Below are 20,459 nucleotides of genomic sequence, written 5' to 3'. Positions count from 1 at the left end.
AAGGTTTGATTTCACGCTTGCGCAGTTTACAGAGATACTTCCGATCGGCGTTTGCTAGCGTTTCCCCGTTCACTCTCTTGCTGGCTATCTCTATCAGCCGCCTGGGACAACCTACTAGCCATGACTTTGAGTCAACCCACGATTCGAGGTTTAGAGCCCTATCATCGGCGATGGTATCAAGTAGCTCTATATTGTCCCCTTCCCAGTCCCGCACTTCATTATTAAGGCTTATTACCCTGCCGTTGCGCTTCTCGGCGTGCCAGTATTCCATTACAACGTAGCTGGCAACCCTTACCATTGCGCCCTCGGTCAAGGGCTTATCGCCGTTCCTGCCGGCTACCTCGGCGAGTCTTACTATGATGCTATGCCTTAAGTCGTCCCTGTCCTCATATCTAGCCTTGTATTGAAATCTATCGGCAACCTCGCTATACTTCTCCCAGTCTAGTTCCATACTCGCTCCTTTCGGGGCGAGGCTAGGCTTCCCCAGCTAGCTAACTCCTGGCTGGGGATTTATTATGCCTCGCCCGTTTGAGGGCAAGCGCCCTGGTCAAAGCTCCATCATTCGTTTGTTAAGGTGCGTTTTTTTACAATTACAGCATTGCACGAAATGTCCGTTCGTTCATTAAAAGAATGAACCTATATTTACGTTATGCATGCAAAAAACGCACGTTTGCACATTGAACAAAACAAGGGGGGAAGTGTTCAGTACGTAAATTTACGCGGGAAAGGGCTTGAATGGACCGAGGGTGATGTTTATCTCAGGGTGGAGGCTAAACCGCCGCGCTGTACAGAGCGGCGTGCGGGTTGGCCCAGAAGTCATCGGATGCGTCCCTGCCAGCGGGCGTAAGACGGAAATATTTCCGGGGCTGGCCTTCCTTATAGTGATCCTGAAAAGCAGACGGCTCCTCTTTGCCGGTGAGCTCCACCCAGCCAAGCCGCTGTAGGTTGGAGAAGTAGACGACAAATGAATGATAGTTGCAGGCGATAGTCTTGTACGCCATGCGATCGAGGTACTGCTTGGTCAACTTCTCGATGTTCTCGGGATCTATAGCGCGTTTCTCGCGCCGCGCCTGTTTCTCTTCATGTTTAGTGGCTTCATCTGATGCTCTCACGCGCATGAGCGCGTTTTTATAGTGATAGAAGATATCTGCCTGGGGCGCGCCGACTGTTGGATCGATTTTGGATGTGTCGAATGGCCCGTGTCCTATAAGGTACTCCCGGATAAACCAGCCGCAACCGAAGGGACGCAGGAAACCGCCTTTCTTAGGACGCAGCGGCTCGGCCATCTTCTTGACCTTTCTCCCAGAGCTTGCCATACCATTGGCGGTGCTCGTCGCCGGCGACCTTTCTGTACCTGGCGGTTGTGTTGAAACTGGCGTGGCCCAGGTGCTCCTGCAGCATCCTCATGCCCTCACCAGAGTCGTCGTGCTTCATGGCGTTGACGGCAAAAGCGTCACGAAGTCGATGCGGGCTCACGCCACATTTTCGACCGGTGGCCGGGTTTATTAAGTCGCCGAGTCCGGCCCTGTGAGCACAGTCACTAACGATCTGCCAGGCGCGGTGACGGTTGATGCCGAAGATCATGAGTTTGCCGTTTTTAGTTACCGGACCACCGCGGTCGATGAAATCTTTGAGCAAAGCTAAGGTATCGTTATCTAGAGGCAATGTACGCATGCGGCGGTGTTCCTGTTCTTTTGCCACCGCCTCCTCCACCTTGATACCGCACTTCGGGCAGAATGTATGGGCTTTGCTAAGACGGTCGTTACATTGAGGGCAAGATATTCTGATGCGTGACTTGAGGTGCTGAATCCTGACCGTGCCATGTTCGAAGTCTATGTCGTCCGGAGTCAATACGGTGACCTCCGAGACGCGGCAGCCGAGGTGGAATAGCAAACGGATAAGAAGACGATCCCGCATAAACTTCGCCGCCTTTTCCAATCGCTCTATATCTTCTATTTTTAAATACGATTTCACGATTAACCGTATCCCTATGTCCGCATGAATAGTCCCATCTTTTACTTACTTGATTGATATTCCTTTTTCCTCAGCAGCTCTTCCGATACCTGTTTCTCATCCAACCATTCGACCTTTGATGAACTCAATTCATTCTTCATATCGTAGTACCATCCACAGCAAGGACACTTCCACGTCTGACATTTTGTTGGGCTTCCATCTTTTTTCTGTAAAAATGTAGCGGGTAACAAAACTGTATAGTCATCGGGGTTTTTCTCATCACACCGAGGACAAAACGCTCGCATATCATCATCATATATGATGTCAAGCGACTGTTTTATCATATGGTCATAGTAATCTATTTCTTTTCTATACCTCCCATATTTCTTATCGATTCTGGCGTTAAGCCTCTCATTTACTACTGCGATTTCTTCATCCAGAATGCTTCTTATGAATTTGGTCGGAGGCTGTCCCGATGCAGCTAAGTGCTGTTGTAACTTTTTTTTGAGTCGCCAGGGTAATCTGAAACTTACGATGGGATGCTCTTCATCATATTTCTTTCTACTTGGGGTTACTGCTTTTTTCCTTGACATGTCTTTCCTCCTTTATTATTATTCCGGATCCTTTTCTCGTCCTTCAGTTTGTGACTGTTTTGCATCCTTCTTCGCGGTTTTCTCTCGCATATCGCGCATATAGGTACGAGCGATGATTCGGGCCAGTGCACGCAGTCCCTCCTCGTGAGAACTAATGTTTATGCGCAGTTCTTTTTTTACTACAATTTTAGAATGGCACGATACTACTTCTTTCTTTTTAATTCTCGACATTAGACTTCTCCTCTCTATATAGATCCACGTCCAACATACGTTCCAAGGCACGACAGGGAACTAGCATCCGGCGACCAAAACGTATAGTCGGCAATTTGCCTTCACGAGCAAGTTGGTAGGCCAAATTTCGGCTGATGCCAAGTAGCTTGGCCGCTTCTTCAACATTCAGTGTCATCTTTTCACTTTTCATGACATCACCCTATCCCCCTTGACAGAATCTGCACATTTATGTTACTATATGTGCATACTCTTAGTTAAGCCTTATCATTCGAGATTAGCATACAGCAGTAATTTTACTAAGTCAAGGTGTAATATGCAATATCAGAACTAATTGGAGGCAAAGATGCAGAGATATAGTGTTGAAGTTAAATTATTTGCTCTGGATGAACGAGCGGCCGGTAAGAAATGGAAGCAGATTCAGCATGATATACAAGAAACTTTCAATGTTGAACCTCCTAGTCTTAGGATTTTAGATAAGTGGCGTAAGAATCTTAACCGCGAGAAACTGAGCCAACTAGTGATAGACCAGAGCAAAAAGGCGTTAACGCAAAACGAGGATATGGTTTTACAAACTGTTGCATCCGGACTTATACCAATACTATGGCAAACCCGCGACGACGGGCACAATATGGAGTGTGAGACCTGGTTATGGTTTTTCTCCGTTATTGAGCGTCAACTAGGAAGAGAGAAATTTGATCAGTTTCTTGAGGAGTATAGAAGACGCCGTCGAGAATCACGTGAGAATTAGTTATGACGCTCAAATCAGGTGATTAAAGACAACTTCGATAACTGGCATAGGAGTAGAAATGAGAGGACACATTAGGAAGAGAGGAAAGAATAGCTGGGCAATAGTACTCAGTACGGGCGTCGATCTTACTACTGGAAAGCCTAAACAGCAATGGATTAGTGTAAAAGGCACAAAAAAGGATGCGGAAAAGAAGCTGGCTGACCTGTTACATCAACTCGATACCGGCACATTGATAAAACCTAATAAGACCACTGTGGCAGAATACCTTACACGTTGGATAAAAGACTACGCATGGACCAATGTTGCTCCGCGAACAGCTGAAGGATATGAGCATATAATGAACCATCATATTATTCCTTCAATTGGCAATATGGCTCTATCTCAGTTGAAACCTGAACATATCCAGAAGTATTACTCCCAAAAACTGTCTGGAGGACTTAGCGGCCAAACAGTTAGGCATCATCACACAGCTTTACACAAAGCCTTACAGACAGCTGTAGAGTGGGGGGTATTATCAAGGAATGTTGCCGATGCTGTTAAATCTCCCAGGATTGAAAAAACTGATATGCAGACTTGGAAGGAAGATGATATTATTCGGTTTCTTGATGTCGTTAAGAACACTCCATATCATGCGCTGTTCTATACAGCCCTTTTCACCGGTATGAGACGTTCTGAGTTGCTTGCCCTGCGCTGGAGAGATGTAGACTTGATTCTTAGTCAAATCTATGTGAGTCGAAGTTTGCATTGTTTAAGGGACGGGACTGTTATCTTTAGACCTACGAAGACAGCTAAGTCAAGACGCACGATATCTTTGCCGCCATCGGCTACGTTAGTCCTCAGAGAGCACTATGAGAAACAAAAGCTGGAACGGTTTATGATGGGGATACGATTAGAAGATGATGATTTAGTCTTCAGCCATCCAGATGGGAAGCCCTTCCTCCCAAATACAGTAACACATTCCTGGATCAGGCTGGTTCGTCATTCCGGTTTGAAACCTATAAGGTTTCACGATGCAAGGCATACTCACGCTTCAATGATGTTGAAGCAAGGCGTACATCCCAAGATAGTTCAGGAGCGGCTCGGGCATGCTAATATAGCCGTTACTTTTGACATTTATAGTCATGTTACTCCTGGACTTCAAGAGGCCGCTGCTGTGCGTTTTGACGAAGCATTTATCACCAAGTATAATAACGACGCTAAAGATAAGAGTGTTGAGAATGTTCATTAGCAAATTATTAGCAAAAATAGTTATGTCTAATTACAAATAGGTGTCTATCAACTTATTTTAGCTTTAATTTAGCACTTGCGCCCGTAGCTCAGCGGATTAGAGCATCGGTCTTCGGAACCGAGGGTCGTGGGTTCGAATCCCACCGGGCGTACCATCGTAAATGCATAGTGCAGAAAGACCGCTAATCGGTGTTGTCTTTATGCTATCTGAGATGTATGTTATATTGAGGCAATCCTATGATACTACGGGTAGCGAGACAAAATATTGAGATTTCTTCGTCTCTGAAAGGGGTGAAAAGTGGAGGCTGTCAAGAAAATCAGGATGGCATTGGGTATAGAAAGAGAAGCTGTCGGAGTGAAATACACAGACGAATCACCTGAAGTTAAATTGGCCGAGGGGCCTCATACGGTATGTAATGGTATATTGGAAGCGGCCGGCGGCGAAGTGGTAATGCTCTCCAATGAGACCTGCGTTTGTCCCGGGGGAAAGCGTTATCTTGGACTCAATGAAACAGGAAAGATACCGCTTAAGATGCTCGTTGAAGGTGAAAAGCTGTGGTGTGATGTTAAGACGGCGATGAGATCGATGTTTGAATCCGAAAAATTGGCTAAGCCGCCTTCAGGAATTGGCGGCAAGGTATATCTATATCCTATTGCTAAGGATATATTCGCGCCTGATTTAATCATTTTTCTCGTGAATGCGGAGCAGGTGTCAAGACTTGTTACGCTGTATCAATTCTGGGATGGCAAGACACCCTCTTTTGAAATGAGGGGGTCGCTTTGCTGGGGCTCTATAACCTATCCGCTTGTATCAGGCAATTTCAATATTACTGCCGGGGACATAAGCGCAAGAAGGATGGCGGAATGGGATGAAAACATAATAGTCGCTTCAGTCCCGGCGGAAAGAATACAGGGTATCGCTGATGCCATAGATAAGAGCACGGCTGGAACAGCTAAGCCCTCTCCACAGTTCGAGGAGATCACTAAGAAGATAAAGTCCATGAAAAAATAGCTTTGTTATGGGGGTTGCTGGAAAGCAGATTTATTGGCGTATTTTCTGTGCAGAATCATATCGACGAACTTGTACCTGAGATTTATATAAGAATCTCCGTCGGACCGTATAAGTGCCGCCAGCGAAGCGTTCCCTGTCTATGAGGTGGCCCCAAGTTTTTTTGCGAGCAACTCGCGTATTATCTTTGGATTGGCTTTGCCGCCAGAAGCTTGCATAACCTGTCCGACCAGAAAACCCATGGCTTTACCCTGGCCGTTCCTGACATCGTTTACGGCCGCCGCCTGTTCTCCCAGCACCTTATCGATCAGCGAATCGAGGGCTGACGTATCAGAAACCTGCTTGAATCCACGAGCGCTCACGATGGATTCCGGTGCTTCATCAGTATCAAACAAAAGGGCAAGCACCTCACGCGCCGCGTTGGCGTTGATCTCGTCCTTCGCAAGCATATTGAGCAGCGCGGCAAATCGGCTTGGGGTCACAGTTGAACTGCTGAGTTCCTGCTGACGTTCCTTCACGGCCGGCAGCAGTTGCGTGGTGAGCCAGTGCATGGCCGTGCGCGGCGCAATCCCCTGCCCGATCACGGCCTCAAAATAAACCGCGACCTCCGGATCGGAACTTAGGAATCTTGCCTCTTCACCGGTAAGTCCGTGCTGTTTTATGAAACGCTCGGTCCTTGCTGCGGGCATTTCAGGAAGGCGTAAACGCATCTTCTCGATCCAGTCTGGCGACAGCTCGATGACCGGAACCGAGGGGTCGGGAACACACGGGCCTTCAAACTTGGCGCGCATCGGGAGAGTGACTTTTTTGTCCGGGTCCCAGAGACGGGTATGCAGAATCACGTCTTCGCCCGCCTGTACGTCCGCTGTTTGGCGGCCTATCTCGTACGCTATGGCGTCGCCTACGTGGCGGACGGAATTCATGTTTTTAACTTCCACCTTGGTGTTCATCTCCGTGCTTCCCCGCGGACGTATGGAGATATTGGCATCGACGCGCATCGTGCCGTTCTCCATGCTGCACTCGGAGGATCCAACGTAACGCACCTGTGTGCGCAGTGCCTTGAGGAACTCCATCGCCTCATAGGGCGTGCGGAAATCCGGCTCCGTGACGATCTCTACAAGCGGCGCGCCGGCCCGGTTGAAATCAACCAGACTTATCGGCAGTCGTCCTTCCATTTCATGCATCAATTTGGCGACGTCTTCCTCCATGTGGATATGATGAATACGTAATCTTTTGGGCTTGCCGCTTTCATCCGTGATGTCGATTCCGCCGCCGCGAGAAAGAGGCAGATGAGCCTGAGATAATTGGAAGCCTTTGGGCAAATCCGGGTAATAGTAAACCTTCTGGTCAAATGCGCTCCTGGGCTGAAGTTCGGCGCCCAGTCCCAGACATAAAAGTGATGCTTTTTCCAGAGCCTCCCGGCTGAACCGGGGCATGGCGCTCGGAAACCACAGGCATGTCGGGCAGGTATTGACGTTGGGTTCGTCGCCGGGACGGTTGGGACAATCGCAAAACATCTTGGTCGCGCAATTGAGTTCAACGTGTATTTCCAATCCGATTACCGCTTCGAATTCCATAACTAATTGCCTCCCCGGCGTATGTTCATGAGATGTTCGCCCAGCGCGAGCAGATGCGCGTCGCTGAGCCTGGGCCCCGCCAGTTGAAATCCCGAGTGTGCAGCCCCTTCCGGCGTCGGCAGATACAGTGCGGGCTGGCCGGTCACATTGGCAAAAGCCGTTGTGGCGAACTGAGCATACGTATCGGCCAGCAAAGCGCTATCGCCGGATCCGGCGATGTCGACCATCGGGAGAACCAGAAAGTCCGATTCCGAAGTCAGTCGCTGCATGTCCGCAAGCAGACGCGCCCGGATGCGGCAGGCATCTTCATACGCGCTATAGCGCTCGAACTGGAAAAAAGCGCCCTGAAACAGATAGCTTTTTAATAGCGGGCCGAATGCAGCGCCGCGCGAGAGCAGGTACATGTCGTTCCAGTTCCTGGCCCCCGGCGCGCGTTGGCCGTAACGCACCGAATCATAACGTCCGGCGCAGGATGAAGCCTCCACGGAGCCTACGATCTTATGGACGAGAGAAAATAGAGGGAAGTCCGGCATGGACAACTCTCGCAGAGGAAAGCCCGCTTTTTCTAATTCACCGATCGATGCGCGAAACAGCTCTTGCTGCCCGGCAGGTAAGGCGCTTTGCGCCTCCACAATGAAACCGATGGTCGTCTTCCGCGGATCGATACTCTGCGGGGAAAAATCCGGAGCCTGTTCATCGGGTAGTGAATAATCGAATTCGTCCCGGCCGGCGATGGTCTTCAGTATCTCTCGAATGTTTTCCAGGCTTCCTGAAAGCAGCCCGCAGCATTCCATCGACGGAATCAGACCGATAAGGCCGAAGCGCGATACCAATCCGTAGCTGGGTTTGAAACCGCAGACGGCGGCACGCGATGCAGCCAGACGGCTCTCTCCCATCAGGTCCAGAACCAGTTCGGCATCGGCCGCCTGACCTTGAAGTGCTGCGCCTGCTTTGCTGCCCTGCATGCCGAAGCCGAATTCACTCATGCGCGTTGAGCCGCAAACAGCGGCTCCGGCTTGACGCAGCCGCCGCACGATTGTCGCGTCTTCCAATGCCGTGAAATCGGACAGCGCTTTTGAACCGGCATCCGCGGGCCAGCCCGCCGCTGAGATATTAGGTTGGATCGCAATCTTCAATCCCTGCAAACATCCGCCCTTTGTGTCGGCGGCTTCCGGATTGCGATAGAAAAAAACTGAATCCATGAAGATGTCTCCCCTTATTCCAGGATGCTGGCGACTTTAAAATAGCTGCCCTTAACCGACGGCGCGTTCTTGAATAATTGTCCTGTTTGGGATAGCTCCGAGCGTTTTGCTTCAGTCCCCGGACGCGTGCGGTTGGCGATGGGCACAACGTTATAGGCCGGCTCTTCTTTACCCGCGTTTTGAGCGGCGAGCAAGGCCAGCTCTTCAGCCTGCGCCAGGGTCTCCTCCATCAAGGCGCGCTCCCCGGATGCAATGCCGATGCGCGATACCCAGGAAATACGGTCGATCAAGTTTTCTTTTTCGGCTGTCCCGGGCAGGACATCCTGTCCGCCCAGATTCAACAGACCCAGTTCGGCCAGTTGCTCGCGCTTCACAACGGAGGGCGCCCCGGTCAAGGGGCAGGCGGCGCTGCGGTTTTTCGGGAAGGCGATAACCTCGCGGATAGACGGCGTTTGCAGAATCATCGACACCGTCCGGTCCATGCCCAGCGCCAGGCCGCCGTGCGGCGGTGCGCCGAAATCGAAAGCCCGCAGGAAAAAGCCGAACCTCTCCTTTGTTTCTTCCTCGGTCAGCCCCAGCGCGTCAAATATCTTTCGCTGCACGTTGCGGTTGTTGATGCGGATGCTTCCGCCGCCCAGTTCCTCCCCGTTCATCACCAGATCGTATGCCCGTGAATGCAGCGTCAGCAGTTCCTCAACATTCTTCGGATCGAAATCGACGCGGTCCGGCGCGGTGAACGGATGATGGATCGAGGTTACGCCTCCCTCGTCGGTAGGCTCGAACAGAGGAAACTCGGTGACCCAGACCGGAGAAAAGCTATCGGCCGGGATCAGGCCGAGTCGATTCGCCAGGTGCAGGCGCAGCTGGCCCAGCGCCGACGTTACAACGGCATACGATGGATCGGCGATCATTATAAGTACATCCCCGTCGACTACATCGAATCTTCCGCGCAGTTCTTCCATCTCTTCGCCGCTGAAATACTGGACGATATTGGATTCCAGTTTCCCGCCTGCGGCGCGCATCCAGGTCATGCCCTTGGCGCCCAACGACGGCACGATCTCTTTGGCGTATTCATTCTGCAGCACATTCTTGCTGAGCTTGTCCGACTGTCCTTTGATATTTATGCCCTTGATGCAGCCGCCGCGCTGCAGAACCTGTCGGAATATCGCGTAATTGGTTTGAGAAAATACATCGGTCACATCTACAAAGCGCAGGCCGAAACGCAGATCCGGCTTATCGGAACCTGTGGTGTCCATCGCTTCTTTATAAGTTATGCGGGGGAAAGGCCGGGGGAGCGCGATTCCGCCAACGTCAAACATCTTAACCGTGAGTTCCTCAACCAGTTCGTAGAGAAACTCCTCGTCGATGAAAGACGCTTCGATATCGAGCTGGGTGAATTCCGGCTGACGGTTGGGGCGCAGGTCTTCGTCGCGGAAGCAGCGCGCCAGTTGAAAGTAGCGTTCCATGCCGCCGATCATGAGCAGCTGTTTGAAGAGCTGCGGCGACTGGGGCAGGGCGTAAAAGCTCTGCTGATGGACGCGGCTGGGCACCAGGTAATCGCGCGCGCCCTCGGGTGTGCTGGCCGTCAATACGGGCGTTTCGATCTCCACGAATCCCCGCGAATCCAGAAATTCCCGTACGCATTGAAAGATGCGATGCCGCGCGATCAGATTGTTCCGCATCGAAGGACGGCGGATGTCCAAATATCGATACTGAAGCCGCAGGTCTTCAGCCACGTTGTCTGCGCCTGCGGATGTCGAGCCGGCAACCATAGCTTTGTCGGAGATGGCGAAAGGCAGCGAGTCCGATTCGGAAAGCACGGTCAGCTCATCGACCATGACTTCGATATTTCCCGTTTCGATGTTTGTGTTTTCTGTACCAGAAAGCCGCCTTTTTACCTCGCCCCTGATCGCGATGCAGTATTCGGAACGCAGTAAGGCCGCCTCCCGGCACACATCGGCCGGCGCGACTTCCGGGCTGAAAACAATCTGCATAATCCCGCTGCGGTCGCGCAGGTGTATGAACAGTAATCCGCCGTGATCCCTATATGCATCCACCCAGCCGGCAAGAAGAACCTTGCGTCCGATATCGTTCCCGGTCAACTGCCCGCAAAAGATGCGTTCGGAAAAAAGCATGAGAATCTCCCTTTCTGTTCAAGCTATTAAAGAATTGCGCTTCACCGTTAAGAAGTCTCTAATTCATTATAATATTTTCAGATGAGGCAGGTCGGGGAAAACCGCGGCCACAGCAGCATTTACGATTTTACCGTTCCGCATATTTATCGCGGCGGCGCGTCCCGGACTCAGGTGGGCGAATCGAACAATGCCCAAACCGGCGATCTCGCGGCAATACGGCAGCGTGGAATTGCACAGCGCGTGGCTGCTGGTCCTGCTCACAGCTCCGGGCATATTGCCTACGCAGTAGTGTACCACGCCGTCTATGATGTAGGTCGGATCGTGGTGCGTCGTAGCGCGGCTCGTTTCAAAGCAGCCTCCCTGGTCTATGCTCACATCCACTATAACGGTTCCATTCTTCATCTTCTTCAACAGCTGCCGCTTGATGAGCCTGGGCGCTTTCGCGCCGGGGATCAGAATCGCTCCGATTACCAGATCGGCCCAGACGGCATAGCGCTCTACAGCTTGGGGGTCGAAGCAGATGGTAGTGACGTTATGCGGCATGGTCTCATCCAGGTACCTGAGACGGTCGATATCCGTATCCATGATGATAACGTTGGCCCCCAGCCCCGCGGCGGTGCGCGCTGCGGCCGTGCCGACCATCCCTCCCCCCAGGATGAGAACATTGGCCGGCTCCACACCGCAAACGCCGCCGAGCAGTATGCCGCGCCCGTTCATTGACTTCTCCAGATACTTGGCGCCTTCTTGAACCGCCATCTTGCCGGCCACCTCGCTCATCGGCGTAAGCAACGGCAAACGTCCTTTATCGTCGCGCAGGGTCTCGTAGGCGACCGCGATGATTTTCGATTTGAGACACGCCTCGGTGAGCTCGCGCGAGGCGGCGAAGTGGAAATAACAGAAGACGATTTGTCCCCGGCGCAGCTTCTTTATCTCGCCGGGCTGCGGCTCCTTGACCTTAACTATCATATCGGAGCGCGAAAATACCTCGGCGGACGATTTTACCAGTTTCGCTCCGGCATGCGCGTACTCTTTGTCATCGAAGCCGCTGCCCAGCCCCGCGCCTGTTTCGACAAGCACCGTATGTCCGTCTCCGGTGAGTAGTTGGACTCCTGCGGGCAGCATTGCCACCCTGTACTCGTCAGGCTTTATCTCACATGGAACACCAATGATCATGTTTCTCCCTTTACTTTGTTGTGGTATCGTCTATCGGCAGATTAGCGCTGTCGGCGGGTTTGCCCCAATCGCGCTCGTACTTACTTAGAGAGCATTTCTTGCACCTGAACTCGGGCCTCTTGTCATTCGTATGGTCGTAGTTCGATGCCTTGGCCAGACGGTAGCCGCGGTCGACTATGGTCCCGCAGTCGGCGCAGACTATGTCCTGCTGTATCTCCCAGACCTCGCCGCGCAGTATATCGGTCTTCTTGAATATCCATCGATCCACCCAGAAGAAGATGAGCCCTCCGACGAGGTTGGCTACTATAGCGCCGATCCAGTCTTCTTTCGTGCCCCATATCGGCGAATGTTTAAAAACGGCGATTATCGGCGCCAGTATCGGTGTGGAACACTGCCAGCGGATAAGATAAAGAATATACCTGCGAAGTAACTGCATAGTTCCCTCCTTAATCGAGACGGGTTCGACTTACAGGAGCCCGGCTGATGCCGGGGTGGTTCGGAAAATAGTATAGCATGGAAAACCATTAATACAAATATTACCCCATCGACGCTATCGGCGTTGACAGAAGATAAACAGAGTATTACTATCAATAACACGCTTAACGTTCGATTATTAATCGAGGATAAGGAGGATGCCATGAGACTGGGAGCGCTTTATGCAGGGATTGTTCTGCTCATAGTCGTCGTTATTATTGCAATTGTTGGAGGCTTCGGCTCCGATTCCAAACAAGAAATAGTTATCGATCCTACTATGAGCGTGCCCGCGGCCCGTGCGTTGACGGAAGCGCATATCGAAGGTATCGTCACGTCCATGCAGGTCATGGCGCTGACCGACGAGGTGAAGTCGGCGGATTGGGATACGATGGAGACGCTTCTGGCCGAATTTGAAGACGGCAGCATCTCTCTGGTCGCCTGGTTTGCACTGCCTGATGGTTCGTATTACACGGTCGATGCCGGGCTGGCCGCCGGCAATTTAAACGATCGCGATTACTTCCCTGTGGTTATGGGCGGCGAAGTCGTCATCGGAGACTTGATTGTAAGCAAGTCGACGGGCAAGGAATCGACGGTTGTGACCGTGCCGGTTAGTGATGGTGGTGAGATTGTAGGTGCGCTGGGGGCATCGATTTATCTCGATGAGCTGAGCCAGTTGATCGTTGATGACCTGGATCTATCGAGCGAGATGGTGTTCTACGCTGTCAACGAGGATGACGTGATTGCACTGCACAGCGATGCTGAAATGATTATGCAGGACGCTTCCGAGATCGATGATTTGCCGTGTTTGATGTCGTATTCATCCGGTCTCCTGGACTGGACGTTCGCTATCGGTTTCGAATGTGAGCAATGAATCGGGTATAACTATGAAGCCCGCGGCAGAATCGCTGCGGGCTTTTTTTATTGTCGCTGGCCGATGGATGTCCGAACCCCCTGTTAGTCCCCCATACGTTGGGGGACATTTTTATTAATATAGGGGACACCCCTATAACCCCGTCAGGAGACGCTGTCTCCTGAACCTCTGTTTAAGTCTGTCATTGCGAGTCCTTCCATGATCAAGGTTATATGGAAGGATTCACCACGCTGAAATTTGAAAGTTGAAGGTGAAGAACACCTTCAACAGCGAGAGAGGATAAGGGCGAGGACTTCGTCAGGAGACCTGCTCCCAGAACCACGGGCTGACTACTAGATACAAAGCGATAGCGTAGATGACATCGAAGAGGAGCCTGCGCAATACGCTGGCTATGAGGATTATCAGCGAGAACGGGAAGGCGAATATTACGAAGAAATTATGTCTGAAATGCCTCTTGGTATCCTGCCACAACGTTTTTCCGTCGACGGAACTGGGGAACGCGTGCATGGCTATCGAGGCGCCGAGCCATATCATGACGACCTCTATCTTGAACTCGACCATGTGCGATACCCAGTAGCAGAGCAGGGCGAAGGCCGTATTGGTTATAAGCGGCCCGACGGCGACGAAGAAGGACTGGATATATCTATCTGGCGCGGAGTACTTGACGTATCCGCAGGGATTGCCGAATCTGAACAGGCAAGTCTTGATAACGTGAACGCCGGTCAGGTGGCAGAATATCTTGTGTCCCAGTTCATGCAGGATGACGCCGGGGAAGGTCAGCGTCGATATAAGTACATAGCCGATCATATCAGTCGGAAGTGTTTACCAGTTCCTTTTCCCTGCGATGAATGCATCAACACCTTTGTTCTTGAGTACCCTCAGATTCTTGATATGCCCGTCGTCATGCACGGCTTTCAGAAAATCGAGCTTGTCGCATGTCTCGAAGTCGCCGCACTCCCAGCATCCCTGTGTGCCCTTCTTCTCGTTGCATTTCCTTATCTTGCAGAAAGGCGGCCCCCCGCCGTTCCTGCACACCTTGTGGCACCTGAACTTGACCATAGCGCCGAGGACTTCGTAGCACGTGTCGTAGCCTTTGAATGCCTTACCGAAGTTGTTTTCAGCCATTGAATCGGCGAACTTTTTATATTTCGAATCGCGCAGTTCCTTCCTCAAATCGCGGGACATGTCAGCTACCTTTTGCTTGTAGCCGTGGCAGTCTCCGCAGTACAGCCCGCAATACGATACCAACTCTTTACCCGCTTTAGCCATGTTATATCTTCACTTCCGGCGCGATGCGTTCCACCGCGTTATCGATCTCGAAGAACTCTTCTTTCTTGAAGTGGAACATATTGGCAATGATATTGGATGGAACCTGCTCGACGCGGTTGTTATAATCGCGCACGTTGCCGTTGTAGAAGCGGCGCGCCCGCTGGATGCGGTCTTCCGTATTCGTCAGCTCATGCTGCAGTTCAAGGAAGTTCTTGCTGGCTTTCAGGTCGGGATAGTTCTCGGCTACGGCCAGCAGTTGGCGCAAACCGCTTACCAGCGCGTTTTCGTCCCTGGCCTGCGACTGCGGTGATCCGTGGCTGGCGGCAGCGGCGGCGCGCGCCTGCGTTACCCTCTCCAGCACTTCCCTTTCATGCTTGGCATAGCCCTTAACCGTTTCCACCAGGTTCGGTATCAGGTCATAGCGCCGCTTTAACTCAGTATCGACATTCGACCACGACTCCGTGCAGTGGTTGCGGCCGCGCACGAGGCTGTTATACATGAAAGCTATCCAGAGTATAAACAGTACGATTACGCCGACGATAATACCGATAGTTACGCCCATAGTTTCTCCTATTTACCCTTCAATTCCTGTATCAACGACTCCGGCAAGCGGTCCAGTATACCGTTCACCAGATTGATCGCTTCCTCGAAATAACCTACAGTAAATGTCTTGTTGCGGTAAGCGATAACGTGCCTGCCAAAGAATTCGATATCATACTGCAGCGATTGCAGCATGAACTCCATCGTCGCCTGGTTAAGCACATCGTAGGCCCATTTCTTGTCCGGGGATTTGACGTAGAACTTCTTGCTGAACTCGGCGGACTCGAAATCGATGTCGTCAAAGCCGATGAACTCGGTTAATTTATCGAACAGGCGCTCGCTGCGGATGAACAGCGGTTTCAGCCAAAGGTTTGCATCCACAATGACGGCGGAGAAGTAGTGGTGGGTGGTGCGGCGGTTGCCTTTTGAATCGGTGTGATGCGTCTCGTAGTGATAGTCGAAGGCGCGAACGGGACGGCCGCCTAAATTCCCCTCGACGATGTTATATCCATAGCGGTTATCGCCGCGCTGAAGGCACTTAAAGGAATAGCTGGCTATACTTCCGTCGCGACCGGCATTGAAGTTCAGCCCTTTGGAGAAAGCCCACCCCGCAAGTTCTTGTTTGCGGCTCTCCGCTTTCTTGTGCTTTACTATTACACCGACGATGATGATAGCTATGATTGCAACGATTATGATGATAACAACTGTGAGGTCCATATTTAATTCTCCTGCATCGCGACTTCAAAATCGACATCACCGGGTACGATTTATTTGCAACAGTATAGCACAGATAAGTTTGTTAAAGCTGCGGTTCTCAATCCTATATTAGAATAACCCCAGCGCCGCCCATAGCACCACCCCGAAGACGGCGTGCAGAGCGAGCTGTTCGTACCAGGCTGAAGCCGCCGCCCGCCTGCCCAGAATCCCCTGCCCCGCCGCCGGCAGCGCGAAAAAGAGCATGGCCAGCCATAGCAGGAACACGTACGGAGCCAGCGCGACTACGTTGGCCGGATCAGTATCAAACAATAGCGTGATGCCGTAATAAACCGCCCCGAATACGGCGCTGGTGACGAGGTGAACGGCTATACCGGCCGCATAGACCATCGCTTTGCCCGTCCTCAATCGCAATCTTGTCAGAGCGAACTCGCCGTCGATCAGAAGAAGGTTGGCTTTGACCAGACGCAGTCGGTATCCGATCTCGGTTAAGGCGGCCATAGCGATTCCTGCGATTACGGCCGCCGCGATTACCTCTATTGCCGTCATATCAATACCTCCCCAGACTAAATATGAATGGTGAATTTAGATACAGGGACCATCAATACGCTGTCCGGCGATCCAAGTTCGGATTCCAAAAGGAGGCCGGCTTCCACCGGCAGCCGGAATTTGATTCGCGAGAGTGATAACGCGCGTATTTCCAGCGCCTTATGCTCGATATCTATCCTCTTTAACCTGTTCCCCTTACCTATGAAACCCGCCATAGGCCCGGTTATATGTTCCACGGTCGCCGCATCCCGGTTGATATCAGGCGACGTTTGCATCTCGATATCGATGTCACCGGACCAATACCCGGATGCACGGTATTTATCTATATCGTTGATACCGGAACTCTCTATGCGCAGTGCGAAAGAGATGCGCTGCCACGGGATGCCGAGGATGCGTGTCGCCATCGGGATAAATATCGAGGAAACGCCGCTTTTAAAGAAGTACACCGCCGGTTTGCCCGTCTGAGGGTCGATAACATAGGTGCGCAGGTTGAGCTGGTCGTAGTTGAAGCCGGGCCATCTCAATGCCGATAGATGTACGCGTCTGCACTGCATCGCCACCAGCGATACGAAGACCCTGTCATCGATCGATGCCAGCGGGAGCGCCGACGGCACCAGCGGACGTATACGCGTTGACGGCACAAGGTAAGAAACGTACAGCACGTCGCGCAAATCCATCTTTACCGATATCAGCTTAGCTAGCCTGGACATATCGTATCTCTATGAATACGTATCGCTTAGACCGCTTGTCGAAAATCCGCTTGACAAGTCCTTGAATGGGCATTAGTGTATGGTATCAATCGGTCGCTGTCAACCGTGTGATAAATGTTACATACTGTCATAGTCGGGGCGTTCATACTATCGACAGCTTGATGAAAATAGCGATTGAAGCACAAAAGGCATGAGAGTACATAAAATAAATACCAGCGTGCGTGTTCCTCTCAGTATCGAAGAGGTGTTTCCCTTTTTCTACGACGTGCTGAACCTGCAGAGGATAACCCCTCCCGAGCTCGATTTCGGCATACTGACGCCCCTGCCCATAAAGATAGAGCTGGGTACTATAGTCGACTACCGCATGAAGCTGTTCGGCATACCGTTCAAATGGCGCTCGGTGATATCGACATGGGAGCCGCCGCGCAGGTTCGTTGATGAGCAGGTCTCCGGGCCTTACCGCGTCTGGAAGCACATACATAACTTCTATCCCGATGGCGACGGCACCATCGTCGAGGATGACGTATCGTATCGCCTGCCGCTGTGGCCGCTGGGAGAGATAGCCTATCCCTTAGTGAAGGCTCAGCTCAGGCGCATCTTCAGCTACCGCCAGCGCAGGATTATCGAACTGCTGACAGTTGCTCATGCCGACAAATCTTCCGGGCAGGGAGGGTCGATATGAAGATTCTTATCTCCGGAGCTTCGGGACTCATAGGCTCGGCGCTGGTGCCTCATCTTGAGTTACAGGGGCATACAATCGTCAGGCTCGTACGCGACAGGTCAAAACAGGGCATATTCTGGGACCCGCCTAACGGCATCATAGAACTATCTGTCGATGCCGGCATCGACGCTGTGATAAATCTGGCCGGCGAGAACATAGCCGATGGCAGATGGACGAAGCAGAAGAAGGATAAGATACTCTCCAGCCGCATCGACAGCACTTTGCTGTTGGCCAGAACAGCCGCCGCGATGAACCCGCGTCCGAAGGCTTTCCTTTCAGCGTCCGGCACCGGATACTACGGCAATTCCAGGGATGTGATTGTTAACGAGGATAGCCCGGAAGGCACGGGCTTCCTGGCGGATGTTTCATGGGACTGGGAGGTCTCCGCCCTGCCCGCGCATGAGGCGGGGATACGCGTGGTATATCTGCGCATCAGCCCCGTGCTCAGCTCCGAGGGGGGCATGCTGCGCCGCCTGCTGCCGCTGTTCAGGTTCGGGCTGGGCGCGGCGCTGGGGTCGGGGCGGCAGTACATGAGCTGGATAGCCATCAGCGATCTCATTACCGCCATCGATCATATACTGCGCGAAGAATCGTTGTCCGGGCCGGTTAACATGTGCTCTCCCAATCCCGTCACCAACCGCGAGTTCACGAAGGCGCTGAACAGAGTGCTGAAACGGCCGATGCTGTTCCGCATTCCGGCCTTCGTGCTGAAAGCCGTATTCGGCGAGATGGCCGATGAAGAGTTGCTCTACAGCACGCGCGCGGTTCCGCAGAAGCTGACGGATTCAGGATTCGAGTTCAAGTATCCGATGATTGAAGAGGCGCTGCGTCATGTATTACAGCGGAAATGAGCGCAGAGACTAGCTTATGGAAATCTTTCCAGTAGTTCCAGTTAGCTCCCATTCGCCTTCTATTAATTCTAAGACGTAGGTTTCCCAGCGACCACCATCACCAGCCATATAATGGCTTCCGGGCACTTGTACTGAATCATCTGTTTGCGGATGTATGTTTCCAAGTGTGACTATAGCCCCGCCGTCTAAGACTGTGCCGTATGAGTCCTTTTCTACCTCACTAAAGTTATTTACCCATATTATGTCGGTCGGTAAATCTTGAAGCGCTATTATGATTTCTGATTGCACGTTTTCTGAAATGAGAATCGGTTCCGAGGACTTTATTGTCGGATCGCCAGCTCTATCATCTTTATATCTGATTATGTACAGCGTGGGAGGTTGATATGTTCCATTGAATGTAGTATTTGTATGAATCTGGCGTATAACCGCGGAGTATATGTCAACTTCATCGCCCTGCTCGATTGTAATAGACGGCACGTTATTACCACACGCAGTTGATACGCAGCCGAAAGTAATCAAGGATATGATTAGTAAGGTAACCGAAATACTACGGAATGAGTTCATGTCATTCCTCCTTTTAGCGGATGGTGCCTCATTACGGAAAGACGCGCGATTGCGCTTTTTGTCAGGGATTTACAGGTCTCGATCGACTAAATCTTCGTAAAGACCAGCACACCGTTCTGCCCGCCGAAGCCGAATGAGTTGGATATGGCGGCTTTGATGCTATCTTCGCGGGCGACGTTGGGAATGACATCGAGGTCGCATTCCGGGTCTTTGGTCTCGTAGTTGATCGTCGGGGGGAGAATGCCGTGCTTCACAGTGAGGACAGTGGCGGCGGCCTCTATGCCGCCGGCGGCGCTCAGCGCGTGGCCTATCATCGACTTGTTCGAGCTGACGGGCACCCGCCTGTCGCCGAAGACGCGGTGTATCGCTAGAGTTTCGATCTTATCGTTGGCCTTGGTCGACGTGCCGTGCGCGTTGACATATCCGATGTCTTCCTTGTTAAGGCTTGCATCTTTAAGGGCTTCCTCTATCGCGGCAGCGGCCCATTTGCCCTCCGGCTCCGGTAGCGCGATGTTATAGGCGTCGGCGGTCATGCCGAATCCCTTGAGCACGGCTAAAGGCTCGGCGCCGCGGTTCTTGGCGTGCTCCATCGTTTCAAGAACGAGTATGCCGGCTCCCTCTGCGATTACGAATCCGTCGCGGTCGGCATCGAAGGGGCGGCTGGCGCGCTCCGGCTCATCGTTGCGCTGGGAGAGGACGCTCATGCAGGCGTAGCTGTCCACGACGAGAGGCGTAAGGGTGGATTCAGCCCCGCCGGCAAGCATCACGTCAGCCCGGCCCTCGCGCAGGACGCTCATCGCCGTGCCGATAGCCAGGGCTCCGGTGGCGCAGGCGGCTGATATCCCGATATTCGGACCGTGGATGCCCAGCACTATGGACGCATTGCATGTAGGCATATTGGCGATGGATTTGGGCACGGACAGGGGATTAACGAAGCCCGGCCCTTTCTCCAGGAACCTTAGGTGCTGTTCCTCTACGCTGGCGTAGTCCCAGGCGGCCGAACCGATAACGCATCCGATCCTCGCCGGGTTTTCGCCGGCGATGTCGAGTCCCGCGTCTTTCACCGCCTGTATAGCTGCCGCCGATGCGAACTGCGACGACCTGGCCATCCTGCGGGCCTGCTTGCGGTCTATGTAATCCTCCGGCTTGAACGAGGTAACCTCGGAGGCTATCTGGCTTATGTGCCCCGTCGGGTTGAATGATTGGATGCGGCGTACGCCGGACCTGCCCGCTATCAGGGCTTTCCAGAAGTCCTCCTTATTGCAGCCTATCGAGGTGAATATCCCGATTCCGCTGACTACTATTTCTTTTCTATCCGGCATACGACTCTTCTATTAGTTGTCAAACA

25 protein-coding genes and 1 tRNA gene are annotated in these 20,459 nt (G+C 52.3%); 7 read left to right on the top strand and 19 right to left on the bottom strand.

Going from position 1 to position 20,459, the window contains the following annotated elements:
• The 6 genes from WC562_05335 to WC562_05310 all read right to left on the bottom strand — a co-directional run.
• Window positions 1-451, bottom strand: a 451-nt coding sequence (locus WC562_05335) for a hypothetical protein (GenBank protein MFA5055579.1), incomplete at its 3' end; no start/stop codon positions are given.
• Window positions 452-770: 319 nt separating this feature from the next.
• Window positions 771-1,316 carry a hypothetical protein gene (locus tag WC562_05330; protein ID MFA5055578.1) on the bottom strand — a complete coding sequence of 182 codons (546 nt, stop codon included), beginning with the start codon at window positions 1,314-1,316 and terminating at the stop codon, window positions 771-773.
• Window positions 1,264-1,974, bottom strand: coding sequence for a tyrosine-type recombinase/integrase (locus WC562_05325; protein ID MFA5055577.1), 711 nt, complete (start codon window positions 1,972-1,974; stop codon window positions 1,264-1,266). The genes WC562_05330 and WC562_05325 overlap by 53 nt, the downstream gene beginning before the upstream one ends.
• Window positions 1,975-2,015: 41 nt before the next feature.
• Window positions 2,016-2,546: a hypothetical protein gene (locus tag WC562_05320; protein MFA5055576.1), complete on the bottom strand. Its 531-nt coding sequence runs from the start codon at window positions 2,544-2,546 to the stop codon at window positions 2,016-2,018.
• An 18-nt stretch (window positions 2,547-2,564) separates the two neighbouring features.
• Complete coding sequence (locus WC562_05315) at window positions 2,565-2,777, bottom strand: hypothetical protein (GenBank protein MFA5055575.1); 213 nt, start codon at window positions 2,775-2,777, stop codon at window positions 2,565-2,567.
• On the bottom strand, window positions 2,764-2,967 hold the full coding sequence (locus tag WC562_05310) for a helix-turn-helix domain-containing protein (GenBank protein ID MFA5055574.1): 204 nt from the start codon (window positions 2,965-2,967) through the stop codon (window positions 2,764-2,766). Before WC562_05310 ends, WC562_05315 begins: the two co-directional genes overlap by 14 nt.
• Before the next feature lie 153 nt (window positions 2,968-3,120).
• On the opposite strand from WC562_05310, the gene WC562_05305 reads away from it, so the two are divergent.
• The 4 genes from WC562_05305 (at window position 3,121) to WC562_05290 (ending at window position 5,764) form a co-directional block, all read left to right on the top strand.
• The gene (locus WC562_05305; GenBank protein MFA5055573.1) at window positions 3,121-3,525 is read left to right on the top strand and encodes a hypothetical protein; all 405 of its coding nucleotides are present in this window, start codon (window positions 3,121-3,123) and stop codon (window positions 3,523-3,525) included.
• A gap of 58 nt (window positions 3,526-3,583) precedes the next feature.
• Window positions 3,584-4,753 (top strand): site-specific integrase, encoded by a 1,170-nt coding sequence (locus tag WC562_05300; GenBank protein MFA5055572.1) that lies wholly within the window; start codon window positions 3,584-3,586, stop codon window positions 4,751-4,753.
• Between the two features lie 77 nt (window positions 4,754-4,830).
• Window positions 4,831-4,907 (top strand) — tRNA-Arg (locus WC562_05295).
• Window positions 4,908-5,050: 143 nt separating this feature from the next.
• Window positions 5,051-5,764 (top strand): DUF169 domain-containing protein, encoded by a 714-nt coding sequence (locus WC562_05290; protein ID MFA5055571.1) that lies wholly within the window; start codon window positions 5,051-5,053, stop codon window positions 5,762-5,764.
• Between the two features lie 137 nt (window positions 5,765-5,901).
• Here WC562_05290 and gatB read toward each other — a convergent pair whose 3' ends face one another.
• The 5 genes from gatB to WC562_05265 all read right to left on the bottom strand — a co-directional run bounded on the left by gatB (window position 5,902) and on the right by WC562_05265 (window position 12,284).
• Window positions 5,902-7,338 (bottom strand): Asp-tRNA(Asn)/Glu-tRNA(Gln) amidotransferase subunit GatB, encoded by a 1,437-nt coding sequence (gatB, locus tag WC562_05285; GenBank protein ID MFA5055570.1) that lies wholly within the window; start codon window positions 7,336-7,338, stop codon window positions 5,902-5,904.
• Window positions 7,339-7,340: 2 nt separating this feature from the next.
• The gene (locus tag WC562_05280; protein MFA5055569.1) at window positions 7,341-8,540 is read right to left on the bottom strand and encodes an amidase family protein; all 1,200 of its coding nucleotides are present in this window, start codon (window positions 8,538-8,540) and stop codon (window positions 7,341-7,343) included.
• Between the two features lie 14 nt (window positions 8,541-8,554).
• Window positions 8,555-10,675, bottom strand: a complete 2,121-nt coding sequence (gene aspS, locus WC562_05275; GenBank protein MFA5055568.1) for an aspartate--tRNA ligase — start codon at window positions 10,673-10,675, stop codon at window positions 8,555-8,557.
• A 66-nt stretch (window positions 10,676-10,741) separates the two neighbouring features.
• On the bottom strand, window positions 10,742-11,848 hold the full coding sequence (gene ald / locus WC562_05270) for an alanine dehydrogenase (GenBank protein MFA5055567.1): 1,107 nt from the start codon (window positions 11,846-11,848) through the stop codon (window positions 10,742-10,744).
• Between the two features lie 10 nt (window positions 11,849-11,858).
• Window positions 11,859-12,284 (bottom strand): hypothetical protein, encoded by a 426-nt coding sequence (locus WC562_05265; protein ID MFA5055566.1) that lies wholly within the window; start codon window positions 12,282-12,284, stop codon window positions 11,859-11,861.
• 201 nt (window positions 12,285-12,485) lie between these two features.
• On the opposite strand from WC562_05265, the gene WC562_05260 reads away from it, so the two are divergent.
• Complete coding sequence (locus tag WC562_05260; protein ID MFA5055565.1) at window positions 12,486-13,193, top strand: hypothetical protein; 708 nt, start codon at window positions 12,486-12,488, stop codon at window positions 13,191-13,193.
• A gap of 297 nt (window positions 13,194-13,490) precedes the next feature.
• Here WC562_05260 and WC562_05255 read toward each other — a convergent pair whose 3' ends face one another.
• The 6 genes from WC562_05255 to WC562_05230 all read right to left on the bottom strand — a co-directional run bounded on the left by WC562_05255 (window position 13,491) and on the right by WC562_05230 (window position 16,975).
• Window positions 13,491-14,000: a hypothetical protein gene (locus WC562_05255; protein ID MFA5055564.1), complete on the bottom strand. Its 510-nt coding sequence runs from the start codon at window positions 13,998-14,000 to the stop codon at window positions 13,491-13,493.
• A gap of 15 nt (window positions 14,001-14,015) precedes the next feature.
• Window positions 14,016-14,462 (bottom strand): DUF3795 domain-containing protein, encoded by a 447-nt coding sequence (locus WC562_05250; GenBank protein MFA5055563.1) that lies wholly within the window; start codon window positions 14,460-14,462, stop codon window positions 14,016-14,018.
• A 1-nt stretch (window position 14,463) separates the two neighbouring features.
• Window positions 14,464-15,024, bottom strand: a complete 561-nt coding sequence (locus WC562_05245) for a LemA family protein (protein ID MFA5055562.1) — start codon at window positions 15,022-15,024, stop codon at window positions 14,464-14,466.
• A gap of 8 nt (window positions 15,025-15,032) precedes the next feature.
• Window positions 15,033-15,719 (bottom strand): hypothetical protein, encoded by a 687-nt coding sequence (locus WC562_05240; GenBank protein MFA5055561.1) that lies wholly within the window; start codon window positions 15,717-15,719, stop codon window positions 15,033-15,035.
• A 108-nt stretch (window positions 15,720-15,827) separates the two neighbouring features.
• Complete coding sequence (locus WC562_05235) at window positions 15,828-16,265, bottom strand: hypothetical protein (GenBank protein MFA5055560.1); 438 nt, start codon at window positions 16,263-16,265, stop codon at window positions 15,828-15,830.
• A gap of 17 nt (window positions 16,266-16,282) precedes the next feature.
• Entirely contained in the window at window positions 16,283-16,975 is a 693-nt protein-coding gene (locus WC562_05230; GenBank protein ID MFA5055559.1) for a DUF2071 domain-containing protein, read from the bottom strand.
• 190 nt (window positions 16,976-17,165) lie between these two features.
• Here WC562_05230 and WC562_05225 point away from each other — a divergent pair, with 190 nt between their 5' ends.
• Window positions 17,166-17,657: an SRPBCC family protein gene (locus WC562_05225; GenBank protein ID MFA5055558.1), complete on the top strand. Its 492-nt coding sequence runs from the start codon at window positions 17,166-17,168 to the stop codon at window positions 17,655-17,657.
• Window positions 17,654-18,547 carry a TIGR01777 family oxidoreductase gene (locus tag WC562_05220; GenBank protein MFA5055557.1) on the top strand — a complete coding sequence of 298 codons (894 nt, stop codon included), beginning with the start codon at window positions 17,654-17,656 and terminating at the stop codon, window positions 18,545-18,547. The genes WC562_05225 and WC562_05220 overlap by 4 nt, the downstream gene beginning before the upstream one ends.
• Window positions 18,548-18,556: 9 nt before the next feature.
• On the opposite strand, the gene WC562_05215 is transcribed toward WC562_05220, so the two are convergent.
• Together WC562_05215 and fabF are read right to left on the bottom strand one after the other, a co-directional pair.
• The gene (locus WC562_05215) at window positions 18,557-19,111 is read right to left on the bottom strand and encodes a hypothetical protein (GenBank protein ID MFA5055556.1); all 555 of its coding nucleotides are present in this window, start codon (window positions 19,109-19,111) and stop codon (window positions 18,557-18,559) included.
• Between the two features lie 86 nt (window positions 19,112-19,197).
• The gene (gene fabF, locus WC562_05210; protein ID MFA5055555.1) at window positions 19,198-20,433 is read right to left on the bottom strand and encodes a beta-ketoacyl-ACP synthase II; all 1,236 of its coding nucleotides are present in this window, start codon (window positions 20,431-20,433) and stop codon (window positions 19,198-19,200) included.
• Window positions 20,434-20,459 lie beyond the last annotated feature (26 nt).

This window comes from Dehalococcoidia bacterium, from assembly GCA_041649635.1.
Lineage (GTDB): Bacteria > Chloroflexota > Dehalococcoidia > E44-bin15 > E44-bin15 > JAYEHL01.
This window is presented reverse-complemented; position numbering and strand designations above follow the sequence as displayed.